This window comes from Novosphingobium sp. CECT 9465 (assembly GCF_920987055.1).
GTDB lineage: Bacteria > Pseudomonadota > Alphaproteobacteria > Sphingomonadales > Sphingomonadaceae > Novosphingobium.
In genome coordinates this window covers 226,287-240,915 of the sequence record NZ_CAKLBX010000001.1, presented here as the reverse complement: position 1 = coordinate 240,915, position 14,629 = coordinate 226,287, and the positions used below count along the sequence as shown (strand labels likewise).

The following is a 14,629-nucleotide window of genomic DNA, read 5'->3' as shown; positions in this document are numbered from 1 at the left end:
ATCCATCTTTGCGCGAATTGCACCATACCGATGAATGACACCGCATCTGCTGGTAAACTTTCCTTGCAGCGTCCGCCTGCGCGCCAGCGCGCGAAGCGTCGTGGTCTTCGCTGGATCGCTGGCGCGCTTGCGCTGCTGCTGCTTGCCTGGATTCTCTGGCGCTATGCATGGCCGCATCCTGCCGAAACCTACTCTGCCGTTCGCGCGCCCTACGAACAGACAGTGTCCGGCCCGGCAACGCTTGATGCCATCAACAAGGCGAATGTCAGTTCGCGGATATCGGGCAAGCTCACACGCCTTCTGGTCGATCGCAACGCGCACGTCTCAGCCGGGCAGCCGGTGGCCGTCATCGAACAGGATGACCTGCGCAGCAAGGTGTCGGTGTCCCGCGCCAATATGCTGGCAGCACAAGGCGCGCAGCGCGAGGCGCAAGCCAATCTTGGCAGCGCGCGGGCGGCATTGGCGAATGCCCGCGCAACCTTTGATCGGCAGGCCGAATTGCGCGCTGACGGATGGGTATCGCGCGCAAGTTACGATCAGGCGCAAACCAGCCTGACCCAAAGCGAGGCCCAGCTTGGTGGCATCCAGCAGACGATCGGACGCACCCGCGCACAGGCCGACGCTGCGGCAGCGACCCTTGAAGTCGATCAGGCGCAGTTGGCCATGGCGACGGTTCGCGCGCCCTTTGCCGGGGTGGTCGCAGTGCGCAATCGCAGCCTTGGCGACATCATAAGTGCCGGAACATCGATCATGGATATCGTCGATCCGACCAGCATTGTCCTGACCACGCGACTTGATGAAAGCGTGATTGCCCTGGTTCACGCCGGGCTGCCTGCCAGAATTCGCTTTATTGCCAATCCCGACCAGATCCTGACCGGGCGAGTGCTCCGTTTGAGCCGCGAAGTAGACCCCGAAACACGCGAGTTCACGGTCGATGTCGTCGTCGACCGTCTCCCCGAAAACTGGGCGCTCGGCCAGCGCGCGAACGTGGAGATTCTCCATTCGAACGGGGCGGCCGGCATAACCATCCCCGTGTCTTTCATCATGCGGGATGGAAAAACGGCCAGCGTATGGGTTGTCGATGGCGGGCGGACGCGTCGGCGCGAAATCGAAGTGGCAACCAGCAACGGATCGCTGGCTGTCGTCAGCAAGGGTCTGGCGTCTGGCAGCATCGTCGTGACGCCCCACGCCATTTATGCAGGGATGCGTGTGGTGCGCCAAGCGGCGAGCGCGCCATGAATCTGGCCATCAAGGACATTCGATTCAATCTTGCGCGCTTCGCCCTGACCGCACTTGGCATCGGCTTTCTGCTGATGGGAGCAATCGGCGCGCTGGGGCTTTATCGCGGTATCGTCGCCGATGCCCTGCTGGTCATCGACCGCATCGGTGCGGACCTGTGGGTCGTGCAGGGCGAGCGCGTAGGTCCTTTCGCGGAAGGCTCCTCGGTGTCAGGCACCATGGACCGCCGCGTCGAAGGTGTGCAGGGCGTCGCTGCCGTCCGCCGCTTCGTGCAGTTCAGCCAGCAATTCGACCATGCCGGCCAGCCCTTGCGCGCAACGATCACCGGGCTGGATTATCCCAAGGATCGCGGCGACTGGTTTGCTCTGGCCGAAGGGCGCCATATCGCAGCGGCGCATTTCGAAATCGTGGCCGACGCCAGTATCGGTTTGCCTCTGGGCGCCAGGGTGCGGCTCGCCAAAGACGAATACGCGGTGGTTGGGCTGACCCGTGGGCTGGTGGACTCCGCCGGTGACGGGCTGATGTTCGTTTCCATAAATGACGCCCTGGCGATAGCCTCCCGCCGGCCAAGCGAGCAGGTTCTGCTTGCGCGCGCGGCGAACGGCACCGCCGCAGCGCAGATTGCCAGCGCGGGCGAAAGTTCGGTCCCGCAGGACAGCAAGATCGCCGCCGTGCTGGTAACGCTCCAGCCAGGCGCCGATGTCAGCCGGGTGAAAGCGGCGGTGATGCGTTGGGGCGATGCCAATGTCATCAGCAAGGCAGAACAGCGCGACCTGCTTCTGAACCAGCGCCTGTGGCGGTTGCGCGTTCAGATTCTCGCGTTCACGTCGGTGCTTCTGCTGGTTACCGCGATCGTCATCTCGCTGATCCTTTACACCATGACGATGGAGAAGCTGCATCAGATCGCACTGATGAAGCTGCTTGGCGCGGCCAATGGTCGGATCGTGTCGATGATCCTGCAACAGGCGGCGCTGATCGGCCTGTTCGGATTCGTGCTTTCGCTGGTGCTGGCCAATACGGTCTTTCCGTGGTTCCCGCGTCGCATTGTCATGCTGCCGGGCGATCTTGGCATGTTGTTCGTCATACTCTGCGTGATCTGCATTATCGCAAGCTGGTTCGGCATATCCCGCGCACTGAAAGTTCGCGCGCAGGAAGTTCTGTCGTGAGCAGCGCCCCCTTGCTCAGTGTCCGTGGTGCATCCCGCCATTACCAGAGCGGTGAAACCATTGTCCGCGCGCTGGACGATGCATCACTGGATGCCCATGCCGGAGAACTGATTGGCATCACCGGGCCAAGTGGGTCCGGGAAGAGTACGCTGCTCCTGATCTGCGGTCTCCTTGAGCCACCCACTCGTGGCGAAGTCTCTATCCGCGGCCAGCAGGTTTCCTATCCCGATGCCGATCTCGATGGTCTGCGCGCCTTCCGCCGGGACAATATCGGCTTCGTGTTCCAGAAAGCCAACCTCATCCCCTTCCTGACAGCGGCCGAGAATGTCGCCGTCGCGCTGGAAATCGCGGACGTCGCGCCGCAGCCTGCCCATGACTATGCGGTAGAACTTCTTCAGTCGCTCGACCTCGGTCACCGTATCGGCAACCGCCCTGCGCGCTTGTCTGGTGGTGAGCAGCAGCGCGTGGCGATTGCCCGTGCGCTCGCGAACGATCCCCCGCTGATCCTGGCAGATGAACCTACCGCCGCGCTCGACAGTGTGCGCGGACGGCAGGTGATGGAGCTTTTCCGGCGTATCGCGATAGAGCGGGAGGCCTGCGTGATGGTCGTTACCCACGATCCCCGATCGCTCGATCTGTTCGATCGAGTGATCGGGCTTGAGGATGGGCGTATCGTTTCGGAAGCCGGCCAAAAGAGTGTGCCCGTGGCGACCCGTCCCCATCCCCCCTTTCCCCAATAAGGGAGAGGCAAACAGGCACGGATGCTGGACCCTGCGCCGGTTGCGGCAGCAGCCGCATTGGCCCTGATGCGGCGTAACACTCTGTTACGCTTTGTCCGTCCAGTGCAGTACCCCGCTTACGCAGACGCTCCATTCCGTTTGAAACCCCGGTCTTCGACGAACCGCGGAAGGAGCAACTCATGAAACAAGGTCTATCGATCTTCGCCTGCCTTGCTGCACTGACCAAGGCGATGGCCACCGTCAGCGCAGCCCCTGCCCCCTGAACGACACCCCCCGATCACCAGCTTCATACGCGGCTGCCCCCCACCCTGGGCCGCGTGGAGGCCGCGCCGCACGATAACGGACGCCCCTCGTGCGCGCGGCCTCCTTTGAAAGGACATGACATGACATTCCGGCTTTTGCTTGCTTCTGCCATGATGGCCACGCCCACAATGGCCTTTGCCCAACCCAACCAGATGGAGGTGTTCGAACGCGCAGACGCGAATCGTGACGGTCTCATCACGCTCGCAGAGTTCAGGGCGGCGCGAATGCAGCAATTTGACCGTTTCGATCGCAATGGCGACGGGGCCATTTCCCATGCTGATGTCAAACGTATCGCCCAGTTCCGCCAGGAAATCGGCCAGCGGCTCACTGCCATGATCAAGGCGGCCGATTCCAATCAGGACCAAAAGGTCACCAAGGCCGAATTCGCCGTTTCGCCTGCGCCACTATTCGATCGCGCAGACGTCAATCGCGATGGTGTGGTCGACAGGGCTGAACTCGATGCGCTGCGCACGGCCCTGAACAGGGAAGGCTGACGTGGAAATGATGGGGAAATCGCCGCTTTGGCTGGCCTTCGTCGCGGCGATGGTAACAACCGAAGTGCTGTTTCGGCTACGCTTGGGTCGCGGTTATGATCGCCGCACGGCGCTAACCTCGCTGGCGCTTGTCCTGGGCGGCATCCCCTTCGCCGCGTTGAACGGCGTCATTATCGCCGCGATCTATTCATGGGTCTGGAGCCTTGCACCGCTGCGCTTTCCGCTTGATGACTGGCGGACCTGGGCGGTCGGCTTCCTGCTCGTCGAGTTCGCCTATTACTGGTTCCACCGCACCAGTCATCAGGTGCGCTGGTTCTGGGCTTCGCATTCGGTGCACCATTCGGCCGAGCAACTGACATTGCTGTCTTCGTTTCGTCTGGGCTGGACCAGCCTGATCTCGGCAGGATGGCTGTTTTATGCCCCGCTGGTCCTGGCCGGTTTCGATCCATGGCTGATCCTGGGCCTGCTGGTCTTCAACCTGCGATTCCAGACATTTCTTCATACAGAACTGATCGGACGTCTGGGACCGCTCGAATGGATCTTCAACACTCCTTCACACCACCGCCTGCATCACGCCTGCAATGCCGCCTATATTGATCGTAACTATGGCGGGGTTCTGATCGTGTTCGATCGCATGTTCGGCACACTGGCTGTCGAACGGCAAGACGAAGTTGTCCGCTATGGACTTGCGCATCGCGAAGCGACCTCAAACCCGCTGAAGATCGTTGTCCGCGAATGGCTGTTCATGGCGCGTGATCTGCTGGCCAGCCGCGGGCGCAATGTCGGCCGGATACTTTTCGGCCCACCGTGAAGCCCATGCGGCGACGTGTGCGGCATGGAAGTCCCCCCTCCCCGCAGAGGAGGGGGCGACAACAGGGCCTAGTTCTTCTTCGTGCCCAGCCACTGGGTGAGGCCGCTCACGAACAGGGGCCGTGCCTTGGCCTTTTCGGTCAGGCCACCGATCACGCGATCCACCGGGCGCGCGGCTTCGGCAGGGACGCTGGCCCGGAACGTCTCCAGCTTGGCGATCATCGCCGGATCGTTCGATGAATTGGCAAGGCTGGCGATGAAGGTGACGCGGCTTTGCGCATCGACCAGCGCTTCGATCCGGGCGCGATTGGCCAGGGCGAAGTCATAAGTGGCATCAGCGTGGAGACCCGCCGAGGCGACGATGATCGCGGCGCTGGTGGTCTTGCCCGGAACATCGGTCAACGCCAGTTCACGCGCTGCCGTGGCCAGCGCCGGATCGGCGGCACGGCCCAGCAGCGTGTAGAGGAACTGGCGCTCCACCGCGCTGTTGGAGGCTGCCGCCATCTTCTGAAGCGCGTCCCAATCCGCCTTCGTGGCATTGCGGGCAACGATGTTGAGCCAGGTCGTCTTGAGCGGACCGTCCATCGCCTTGGGGTTGCTTGCCAGCGCGGCAAAGCGGCGGCGCGCTTCGGCCACGACATCGGGATCGCCCATCGTGCCGAACCCGCCGATCAGCGACGAGCGCAGATCGGCATCAGGCAGGCTTTCATCGGCCTTGGGTTCGAAGCCCAACGCCATCAGGCGCGGCTTGTAATTGGCCGAAACCTTGGCTGCGAGCGCCTTTTGCACTGCCGGATCGGCCTCAAGCGTGCGCCATGCGCCGACATAGCGGCCAAAGGCGCTGTTGGCGACGACCGGATTGCCGTTGCCCGGCACCGCTGCCAGCAGATCGAACGCAGGCGCATAAGCCTGATAGCCGCTGGTCGAGAGCGCGAGATTGTCCTGGATCAGACCCATCTGGTCGACCGGGGCAAGGGTGGGCAGCGCGGTCTTCAGCGAAGCGAGCATCTTGGGCGTATAGAGCGAGCGGTAATAGCCCAGTTGCCCCGCGTTTATCACGACCGGCCCACAGCCCTTGACCGAAACCGTGCCCTTGCCGCCTTCGAGAATCGCGCGGGTGGCATCGCCCCCTGCCGAAACCAGCAGCGGCACTTTCCACATCGTCGGCTTTGCAGCGACATCATCCTTGCGGTCGATGCTGAATTCGCTCTGTTCGAGCGTGACGGTCGAGACGCCCTTCTTGCACGTAAGGCCGGTGACCTTGACCAGCGGGATACCGGGCTTGGTGGTGAAATCCATCGCAATGGATGTCAGCCCCGGCGCACCGGCCTTTTCCACTGCCTGCCACAAGTCCTTCGAACGGGTGTTCCCGAACTTGTGATCGCGCATGTAGCTGCGCAGGCCATCGCGCCAGACGGTTTCGCCCGCAAAGGCTTCGAGCATCGAAATGACCGCTTCGCCCTTCTGATACGTGATCGCATCGAAAGCCTGATTGGTTTCGTCGACGGTCCTGATTTCCTGCACGATGGGGTGCGTGGTCTTGAAGCCATCGAGACCCATCGCGATTTCGCGCCCTTCGACACGGCCAAGCAGCGGGAACCAGTCAGGATGGAAATGCGCGGTCGCCTTTGTCTCCATCCAGCTGGCGAAACCTTCGTTCAGCCAGAGATCTTCCCACCATGCCATGGTGACGAGATTTCCGAACCACTGGTGCGCCACTTCGTGGGCCTGAGTGGTGACGATGTTCTGGCGGGCGGCCGCGCTGGTGATCGCCGGATCATTCAGCAGGATGCGTTCGAAGGTGAGAATCGCGCCCCAGTTTTCCATCGCCGAAAAGAACTGCGACTGACCGGGAGCGGCGACGTTGTCCAGCTTTGGCAATGGATAGGGCTGGCCGAAATAATCAGCGTAGTACGGGATCAGCGGGGCAAGTTCATCAAGCGCGAAGCGCGACTGTTCACCGCTGCCCTTTGGTGCGACGATGCCCGCCTGCACACCCGGCGCGGCTTCCTTGGCCATGCGTTCCCAATCGCCGAGGCCGAAGAACAGCAGGTATGACGACATCTTCGGGCTGGTGCCGAAAGTGACGCGCTTCAGGCCCTTGTCGAGAGGTTCTTCGCGCGCGACAGGCATGTTGCTGATCGCCAGTTGCGTAGCGGGAACCACGGCTGAAAGATCGAAAGTGGCCTTGTAGATCGGTTCATCGAACATCGGGGCGAAGCGCCGCGCATCCGGCGCCTCGAACTGGGTGAACAGGCCGCGCACGTCCTTGCCGGTAATCTTGTCAGGGTAATCGAGCGCAAAAAGACCATTGGCCTGCGTGTTGATGATGCCGGTGTAGACCGTATCGAGCCGGTACTTGCCGGGTGCAAGCGGCTGGGCGGCAGTGAACTTCGCGGTCTGGCTGGCCGCGTCCATCGCCACCGTCACAGGAATGGCCGTGCCGCCGGCAGGGGTCAGCGTGGCCGAGGAAATCTTGAGATCGAGCGCATGCAGCGTCAGGAACGGGGTCGCCTCGGTCACTTCCAGATCGACTGACGCGGTGCCTGCAAACGTCAGGTTGGAAGCATCCGGCGTGATCGCGATGGTATAGTGCGAAGGGTGGGCGACGCGCGGCAGATCGGTGTGTACGCCTGCGGCTGCGGAAGGATTTGCGGGAGCCTGCTGGGCCACGGCAGGTACGGCAAGGCTGGCAACGGACAGCGCAAGGGCTGAAACAAGTGAAATGGTACGCATGCGAAAACGAACTCCCCGGCGCAATGAAGATTGGTTGCACTAGCAACCGGTCTGACCCTTCGCGAGTCCTTTCGACGAACGACATGTGCAGCCCGACCAAAGTCGGTTGACTATGCCCTGCCTGATGATCTTTGGCCGATGATCTGTGCCCGATGATCTCTCGATCAACTCACGGGCAGTCTGATGGTTGCAGTCAGTCCGACAATCTCGCCGGTGGGGCCACGACGGTTGGCAAGCGTCAGGGTGCCCCCGTGCTGGTCAGCGATGGCGCGGGCAAGCGTGAGGCCGAGGCCGGTGCCGCCGGTGCCGCTGTTGCGCGACGCTTCAAGCCGGGTGAAAGGTTCCATCATCCGGGCAATGTCGCCTTCGGGAATGCCAGGGCCTTCATCATCGACGCGCAACACGGCCATACGGCCTTCGCGGGCCAGCGTGATCCGCGCGCGATGGCCATAGCGCAACGCGTTGGAGACAAGGTTGCGCAATGCGCGGCGCAGCCAGGTGGCGCGGATCGGCACGACGATGCGATCGGTATCGCCCAGTTCCACCGCTTCGCCCATGTCCTCGAATTCGCCGATCACGTCCGCCACCAGCGCCGACAGTTCGTTCGGCTCGACAGGGTCCGACGGTCGCCCGACACGGGCCAATGAAAGAATATCGTCGAGCGAGCGATTGATGTCCTCGATAGTGGCCGCCATGCGGCCGCGCTCGACATCATCGTCCACGGCTTCGATCCTTACGCGCAAGGCGGCCAGCGGCGTTTTGAGATCGTGGCCGATCGCGCCCAGCATGACGTCCTTTTCATCGAGCATCGCTGCAATGCGCGCTTCCATGGCATTATGAGCTGCGATCAGGCCTTGGATATCGTCCGGGCCATCGGGATCGAGCTGGCCTTCCAACGTCCGATTTCCGGCAAAATCCTCCACCCGGCGCGTCAGGGCTTTGAGCGGGCGTGTCATACGGCGCAGAATCAGCGCCATCGCGCCGACGAGGACAAGATAAAGGACGATAGTCTGCCCGACCAGCGGGGCCAGCACCATCATTTCGCCGCCCTCGCTGAATACGCGCGTATAGGCCCACCGGCCCGAACTCTGGCGAACCGACGCGATGATCAGACGAGGCGTAGGCTGGCGGGAAAACGCCGCCAGTTCACGGCGATGGCGCTGCATGAAACGCATGCTGACCACATCCTGACGGGGATCGCGCTCGAATACGACGACTTCGGCAGCATCGAAACCTTGCGCGCTGAGGATTTCGGCCAGTTCGTGCTCGACCCGCGCCAACCGCACTTCGCCGGGAAGGCGTGGTGACTGGTCTGAATACATGACGCGGAAGGGTGGTGGAGCGCGATCCTCATCATCCCGGCGTTGGCGCCTGCGCTGTTCGGGCGATGGGCCAAGCAGGCGAAAAGCGGCCGAACTCACCATGCCGGATTCGCGACGGTGGCTTTGTTCGCGCCAGATCAGCACGGCCGAAATCGTCTGCGCGACAAGCAGTGCCAGCGCGATGGCGGCAAGGACTTGTCCTTGCAGGCTGCGCGGCCACAAGTACCAGCGTGAACGGTTGGATGCCAATGCGTTACACCTCGGCCGAAGTTGCTGCGCGCTTGCGCACTTCGGCCGCGAGCATGTATCCTCCGCCCCAAACCGTCTGGATCAGTTGCGGGTTGCGGCTGTCGACCTCGATCTTGCGGCGCAGCCGCGAAATCTGGTTGTCGATCGCACGGTCGAACAAGTGCGCTTCGCGGCCCTGCACCATATCAAGCAGCCGATCGCGATCCAGAACCTGGCGCGGATGATCGAGAAACGCCATCAGCAGGCGAAATTCCGCCGAAGAAATCGCCACGACCGCGCCTTCCCGATCAATCAGCCGACGCTTCAGCGGATCGAGCCTCCAGCCTTCGAAATCATAGATCATCGCCTCGTCGATCTCGCTCGACTGCTTGCTGGCGCGCCGCAGGACCGAGCGGATCCGCGCCACCAGTTCGCGCGGATCGAATGGCTTGACCACGTAATCGTCCGCGCCGATTTCCAGCCCGACGATACGGTCGGTCGATTCACCCTTTGCCGTGATGAAAATGACCGGCAACCGCTTGGCCTCGACCAGATGGCGGCATAGCGAGAGGCCATCCTCGCCCGGCATCATGATATCGAGCAGAACGATATCGCAGCCGGTTTCGTTAAGGCGGCTGCGCGCTTCGGCGGCTGTACCGGCCTGTGTTACGACAAACCCCTGACGGACAAGATAGTCCGCCAGGGGTTCGCGCAGGGCCGGTTCGTCATCGACGAGGAGGACGCGGATCGGCGTATCGTTCATGGCATTCAGTTAGCCGCAGGAGGGGGTGGAGGTCCATCACCCATTGCGCCCATACTACCATGATGCCCACCGGGACCACGCATCTTGCCCATCATGCCCTTCATTGCGGTACGGCGTTCTTCAGGCGAGACCTTGCCGTCCTTGTTCGCATCGGCCTTGTCGAAGTGGGCCTTGGCGGCGGCATCGAACTCTGCCCGGCTGACTGCACCATCCTTGTTGGTATCGGCCATGGCCGCCATGTGCATGCCGCCACCCATCATGCCTCGATGCCCATTCTTGCCACGATGATCGCGCATTCCATCGCCGGGCTTGCCATCCTTCATCTGGCTGTGATGCGCGATGAATTCGTCGCGGCTGATCGATCCGTTCTTGTCGGTATCGATGGCGGTGAAGCGTTCACCCATCTTGGCGGCGCGATCAGCCTTGTCGAGCCTACCGTCCTTGTTGACATCCAGCTTTACCCACATCGCATCGGACTTGGTTTTGGCTTCTGCCCAGGTAATGGTCTTGTCGCCATCGGCATCCATCTTCTGTGCAACGGCGGGCGATGCGGCATAAAGCGCCATCGAGGCGGTTGCCATGACCGCAACTGCGGCGGCCATCTGGAATTTCGTTTTCATAAGCGTGTGCTCCCATGAGCGTAAAAGGGTGGGAACTGCGGCCATCCACCTTTGGCAAGGAGAGGGGGGAGGGAAGCCTTGCCCAGGGGGACTGGATGGGGACGACCGCAGTTCCCATGAACCCTATGTAGGAGCACCTTGTCGCGCGACTATGCCGAAAAAGCCGTTTCTTTGTCGCAATTTGTCACAGGTTCGACCGATCATTCATCACGGTGCAAGGGTGCGCAGGCCGCTTCCAGCCATGCCAGGTCAGCGCCCGAAAGCTGCGGTGCAAGGATGGCCTGGACTTGCGCATGATAGCCATCAAGCCAGGCGCGCTCTTCGCCCGTCAGCAGCGCAACGTCTGTCAGGGCGCGGTCGATGGGAGCGAACGTGAGAGTCTCGAACCCGAAAAACTCGCCTTCCGCGCCCGTGATCTCACGCTGTTCGACCAGCACCAGATTTTCGATGCGGATACCGTATTCGCCGGTTTTGTAATAGCCCGGCTCGTTTGACAGGATCATGCCGGGAAACAGCTCCTGCCCTGTTCCGGCCTGCCCGCCCGCCGCCTTTGCAATACGCTGCGGGCCTTCGTGGACCGAGAGGAAGCTGCCGACGCCGTGCCCGGTGCCGTGCGCGTAATCGAGACCCGCCGCCCACAGGAACTGACGCGCGAAACTATCGAGCTGGCTGCCAGCAGTGCCTTTCGGAAAGATGGCGCGGGCCAGCGCGATATGGCCCTTGAGCACACGGGTAAAGCGGTCCTTGACCTCGGCGGGCGGCGCATCCGGGCCGATCCACACCGTGCGGGTGATGTCGGTGGTGCCATCGACATATTGCCCGCCCGAATCGACAAGGTAGACGCTGTTGGCCTCCAGCGTGCGGCTGGTTTCCTCGCTCACGCGATAATGCACCACCGCGCCGTTGGGACCTGCGCCCGATATGGTGTCGAACGACAAGTCCCTGAGCAGGCCTCCTTCGGCACGGAAAACTTGCAGACGGTCAGCGGCGGACAACTCTGTCACTCCGCCCTTGGGTGCTTCCATGGCAACCCAGCGCAGGAAGCGGGCAATCGCGGCGCCATCGCGCGCCTGGGCGGCGCGGTGGCCCGCCTGTTCTGCCGGATTCTTGATCGCCTTGGGCAGGACGACGGGATCGGTCAGGGGCACCACATTTGCGCCTGCATCTGCAAGCGCGTGGAAGATGGCGGCAACGGCGCGTTCGGGATCAACCGCGACCTTGCGGCCCTTCAGCGCTTCGAGCGCGGGCACGAAAGCTTCGCGCGATTGCACCCGCACGGCATTGCCGAGGTGCGCGGTCAATTCAGCGGTCACCTTTTCCGGCGCGATGAACAGGTCGGCGGTGCCATCGGCATGCGCGATCACGAACGACAGCGCCACCGGCGTCCGGTCCACGTCCGCGCCGCGAATGTTGAGCAGCCACGCCACCGAATCGAGCGCGGTGACGACGGCGGCGTCCAGCCCCTTTGCAGCAAGCCATTCGGCAACGTCCGCGCGCTTTTCATGGGCTGATTTGCCTGCGTGTTCATCCGCGTGGGGCACGGCAGGGGCAAGCGAAGGCGCGGGCTGATCCTGCCACACGGCATCGACGGGATTGCTGGTGACCGGCACGAGCGTTGCGTTTCGCGGCTGAAGCGCAAACGCCACGCCATCGGCCCAGCCCTTGGCGTGAAGCCAGGCGTCATAGCCGATGCGCGCACCTTCCGGCGCATGTTTGCCCAGCCAGGCCGCCACGCTGGTTTGCGGGACCGATTCGTAGGACCACAATGTGCCGTCCACCTGATCGCGCACTTGCAGCGTGTAGCGCCCATCGACGAAGATCGCGGCCTGATCGGCCAGCACAACCGCCGTGCCCGCCGAACCGCCAAAGCCGGTCAGCCATTCCAGCCGCTGGGCATAGGCCCCCACATATTCGCTCATATGTTCATCGGAAATCGGGATGACGAAGCCGTCGAGGCCATCGGCTGCCAATTGCTTGCGCAGGGCGTCGAGGCGGGCTTCATGTGTGTGCATCAACATGGGACTTGTCCTGAACTGCGTCAGCCCGCCTTGCGGGCATCATGCACACACCATAGATGCGAGGGATGAGTCTTGCCACACCCCCCGTCGCCCCGAAAAAGCCCCACACCTTTTCGCACCACGGCCTGACCGTGACCGACGACTACGCGTGGCTGCGCGATCCGGGCTACCCCCAGGTAACGGACAAGGACGTGCTCGCCCATCTGGAGGCCGAGAACGCCTGGTTCGAAAGCCGCATGGCCGAACGCAAGCCGGTGATCGATGCACTGTTCACCGAAATGCGCGGACGGATCAAGGAAGCCGACAAATCGGTGCCGCAGAAGGACGGCAATTTCCTGTACTGGATCGAATACGAGGAAGGCGCGGAATACAAGAAGTGGTGGCGCCGCCCGGTTGGCGCGACCGACGATGGCAGCGCGGACGAGTTGATTCTCGACGAAGTGGCGCTGGCCGATGGCGTCGAATATTTCCGCCTTGGCGCGATTGCCGTATCGACCGACGGCACGAAGCTGGCGTGGTCTGTGGACGACAACGGATCGGAACGCTTCACCGCGCGGATCAAGGTGATTGCCACCGGCGAAGTGCTGGCCGACGAGATTCCCGGTACGTTATCCGGCCTGATCTGGGTCGCGGGCGATACCGGGCTGGTCTATTCCCTCGCCAACGAAAACTGGCGGACAGACAACGCGCGGCTGCACTGGATCGGCCAGCCGCTGGAAAACGATGTCGAACTGTATCACGAGGATGACGAAGGTTTCCGCGTGGGCGCGGCGCTTTCAGCCAACGAGCAGTGGCTGATCATCTCGACCGGCGATCATGAAACCGGCGAAACGCGGCTGGTGCCCGCAAACGATCCGCTGGCCCCGCCGATTCTGGTGAAGGCGCGGCAGACAGGCGTGGAGTACGATGTCGATGAGCGCGACGCCGTTCTGTACATCCACACCAACGACGCGCACGAGAACTTCCGGCTGGCAACCGCACCGCTGTCCAATCCGGGCGAATGGACCACGCTGATCGAAGGGTCGGACGATTTTTACCTCACCGGGTTCGAGCTGTTCCGCGATTTCTATGTGGTCGAAGGCCGGGTGCGCGGGCTGGATCGCATCGAGATCCGTTACTACGACGATCCGGCGCGGATCGAACCCATTGATTTTCCCGAAGCCAGTTATGAAGCATCGCTGGGCGACAATCCCGAATGGACGATGCAGGTGCTGCGGGTCGGCTATGAATCGATGGTCAGCCCGGCATCGTCGTTCGATTACGATGTGGCCACGCGCAGCCTGAAATTGCTCAAGGTGCAGGAAATCCCCAGCGGGTACGACGCCTCCCTTTACGAAACCGCGCGGCTGGAAATCGAAGCGCGCGATGGCACGATGGTGCCGGTCTCGGTGGTGTGGCGCAAGGATCGGGCCGCGGGCGGTCCTTTGCACCTTTATGGCTACGGCGCTTATGGCATTGCCATCGGGCCGGGGTTTTCGACCACGCGCCTCAGCCTTGTGGATCGCGGCTTTGCTTATGCCATCGCGCATATCCGGGGCGGTGATGATCTGGGCCGGGCGTGGTACAAGGCGGGCAAGCTGGAAGCGCGCACCAACACCTTCAACGATTTTGTCGATGTGGCCAAAGGCCTGATCGAGCGCGGCTTCACCCAAGCTGGCAGGATCAGCATTTCGGGCGGATCGGCGGGCGGCGAACTGATGGGTGCGGTGATCAATTCGGACCCAGGCCTGTGGGGCGCGGTGGTGGCGCATGTGCCGTTCGTCGATGTGCTGGCAACGATGCTGGATGCAGACCTGCCGCTGACGCCAGGCGAATGGCCCGAATGGGGCAATCCGATCGAGGACAAGGCCGCGTTCGAACTGATCCAGTCCTATTCGCCCTATGATCAGGTCCGCGCGCAGGACTATCCGCCGCTGATGGTCACGGCGGGGCTGAACGATCCGCGCGTGACTTACTGGGAACCGGCCAAATGGGTGGCCAGGCTGCGCGAAGTGAAAACCGATGCCAATGAGCTGATCCTCAAGACCAACATGGGCGCAGGGCATGGCGGAAAATCCGGCCGGTTCGAATCGCTCAAGGAAACGGCAGAGGAATTCGCCTTCATTCTCTGGCAGCTGGGTGTGGCTGACCAAGGATAATATTTTTAACAATTATATTGTACACAATCTAATTGCGGTCTAGAAGACCTTC

The 14,629-nt window shown here is 62.3% G+C and carries 11 protein-coding genes; 6 read left to right on the top strand and 5 right to left on the bottom strand.

Annotated elements, in window-relative coordinates; genetic code table 11:
- Positions 1–30 precede the first annotated feature (30 nt).
- The 5 genes from LUA85_RS01140 (at position 31) to LUA85_RS01120 (ending at position 4,753) form a co-directional block, all read left to right on the top strand.
- On the top strand, positions 31–1,239 hold the full coding sequence (locus LUA85_RS01140) for an efflux RND transporter periplasmic adaptor subunit (protein ID WP_231466504.1): 1,209 nt from the start codon (positions 31–33) through the stop codon (positions 1,237–1,239).
- A complete protein-coding gene (locus LUA85_RS01135; RefSeq protein ID WP_231466503.1) occupies positions 1,236–2,405 on the top strand; it encodes an ABC transporter permease in 1,170 nt (389 codons plus the stop codon). Before LUA85_RS01140 ends, LUA85_RS01135 begins: the two co-directional genes overlap by 4 nt.
- Positions 2,402–3,145 (top strand): ABC transporter ATP-binding protein, encoded by a 744-nt coding sequence (locus LUA85_RS01130; protein WP_231466502.1) that lies wholly within the window; start codon positions 2,402–2,404, stop codon positions 3,143–3,145. Before LUA85_RS01135 ends, LUA85_RS01130 begins: the two co-directional genes overlap by 4 nt.
- A gap of 383 nt (positions 3,146–3,528) precedes the next feature.
- A complete protein-coding gene (locus LUA85_RS01125; RefSeq protein WP_231466501.1) occupies positions 3,529–3,942 on the top strand; it encodes an EF-hand domain-containing protein in 414 nt (137 codons plus the stop codon).
- Positions 3,943–3,949: 7 nt separating this feature from the next.
- The gene (locus LUA85_RS01120; RefSeq protein WP_231466500.1) at positions 3,950–4,753 is read left to right on the top strand and encodes a sterol desaturase family protein; all 804 of its coding nucleotides are present in this window, start codon (positions 3,950–3,952) and stop codon (positions 4,751–4,753) included.
- A gap of 68 nt (positions 4,754–4,821) precedes the next feature.
- Here LUA85_RS01120 and LUA85_RS01115 read toward each other — a convergent pair whose 3' ends face one another.
- The 5 genes from LUA85_RS01115 to LUA85_RS01095 all read right to left on the bottom strand — a co-directional run bounded on the left by LUA85_RS01115 (position 4,822) and on the right by LUA85_RS01095 (position 12,433).
- Positions 4,822–7,488, bottom strand: a complete 2,667-nt coding sequence (locus tag LUA85_RS01115) for a M1 family metallopeptidase (protein WP_231466499.1) — start codon at positions 7,486–7,488, stop codon at positions 4,822–4,824.
- Positions 7,489–7,652: 164 nt separating this feature from the next.
- The gene (locus tag LUA85_RS01110) at positions 7,653–9,059 is read right to left on the bottom strand and encodes a HAMP domain-containing sensor histidine kinase (RefSeq protein ID WP_231466498.1); all 1,407 of its coding nucleotides are present in this window, start codon (positions 9,057–9,059) and stop codon (positions 7,653–7,655) included.
- A gap of 4 nt (positions 9,060–9,063) precedes the next feature.
- Complete coding sequence (locus LUA85_RS01105) at positions 9,064–9,801, bottom strand: response regulator (RefSeq protein ID WP_231466497.1); 738 nt, start codon at positions 9,799–9,801, stop codon at positions 9,064–9,066.
- A 5-nt stretch (positions 9,802–9,806) separates the two neighbouring features.
- A complete protein-coding gene (locus tag LUA85_RS01100) occupies positions 9,807–10,421 on the bottom strand; it encodes an EF-hand domain-containing protein (protein WP_231466496.1) in 615 nt (204 codons plus the stop codon).
- A 200-nt stretch (positions 10,422–10,621) separates the two neighbouring features.
- Positions 10,622–12,433 carry an aminopeptidase P family protein gene (locus LUA85_RS01095; RefSeq protein ID WP_231471730.1) on the bottom strand — a complete coding sequence of 604 codons (1,812 nt, stop codon included), beginning with the start codon at positions 12,431–12,433 and terminating at the stop codon, positions 10,622–10,624.
- 62 nt (positions 12,434–12,495) lie between these two features.
- Between LUA85_RS01095 and LUA85_RS01090 the strand changes: the two genes are divergently transcribed.
- Positions 12,496–14,577 carry a S9 family peptidase gene (locus tag LUA85_RS01090; RefSeq protein ID WP_231466495.1) on the top strand — a complete coding sequence of 694 codons (2,082 nt, stop codon included), beginning with the start codon at positions 12,496–12,498 and terminating at the stop codon, positions 14,575–14,577.
- Positions 14,578–14,629 lie beyond the last annotated feature (52 nt).

Coding starts and splice junctions, on each gene's coding strand:
- LUA85_RS01120 (WP_231466500.1), top strand. CDS start 3,950: ATGATGGGGAAATCGCCGCTTTGGCTGGCCTTCGTCGCGGCGATGGTA.
- LUA85_RS01115 (WP_231466499.1), bottom strand. CDS start 7,488: ATGCGTACCATTTCACTTGTTTCAGCCCTTGCGCTGTCCGTTGCCAGC.
- LUA85_RS01100 (WP_231466496.1), bottom strand. CDS start 10,421: ATGAAAACGAAATTCCAGATGGCCGCCGCAGTTGCGGTCATGGCAACC.
- LUA85_RS01095 (WP_231471730.1), bottom strand. CDS start 12,433: ATGCACACACATGAAGCCCGCCTCGACGCCCTGCGCAAGCAATTGGCA.
- LUA85_RS01090 (WP_231466495.1), top strand. CDS start 12,496: ATGCGAGGGATGAGTCTTGCCACACCCCCCGTCGCCCCGAAAAAGCCC.
- LUA85_RS01140 (WP_231466504.1), top strand. CDS start 31: ATGAATGACACCGCATCTGCTGGTAAACTTTCCTTGCAGCGTCCGCCT.
- LUA85_RS01105 (WP_231466497.1), bottom strand. CDS start 9,801: ATGAACGATACGCCGATCCGCGTCCTCCTCGTCGATGACGAACCGGCC.
- LUA85_RS01135 (WP_231466503.1), top strand. CDS start 1,236: ATGAATCTGGCCATCAAGGACATTCGATTCAATCTTGCGCGCTTCGCC.
- LUA85_RS01125 (WP_231466501.1), top strand. CDS start 3,529: ATGACATTCCGGCTTTTGCTTGCTTCTGCCATGATGGCCACGCCCACA.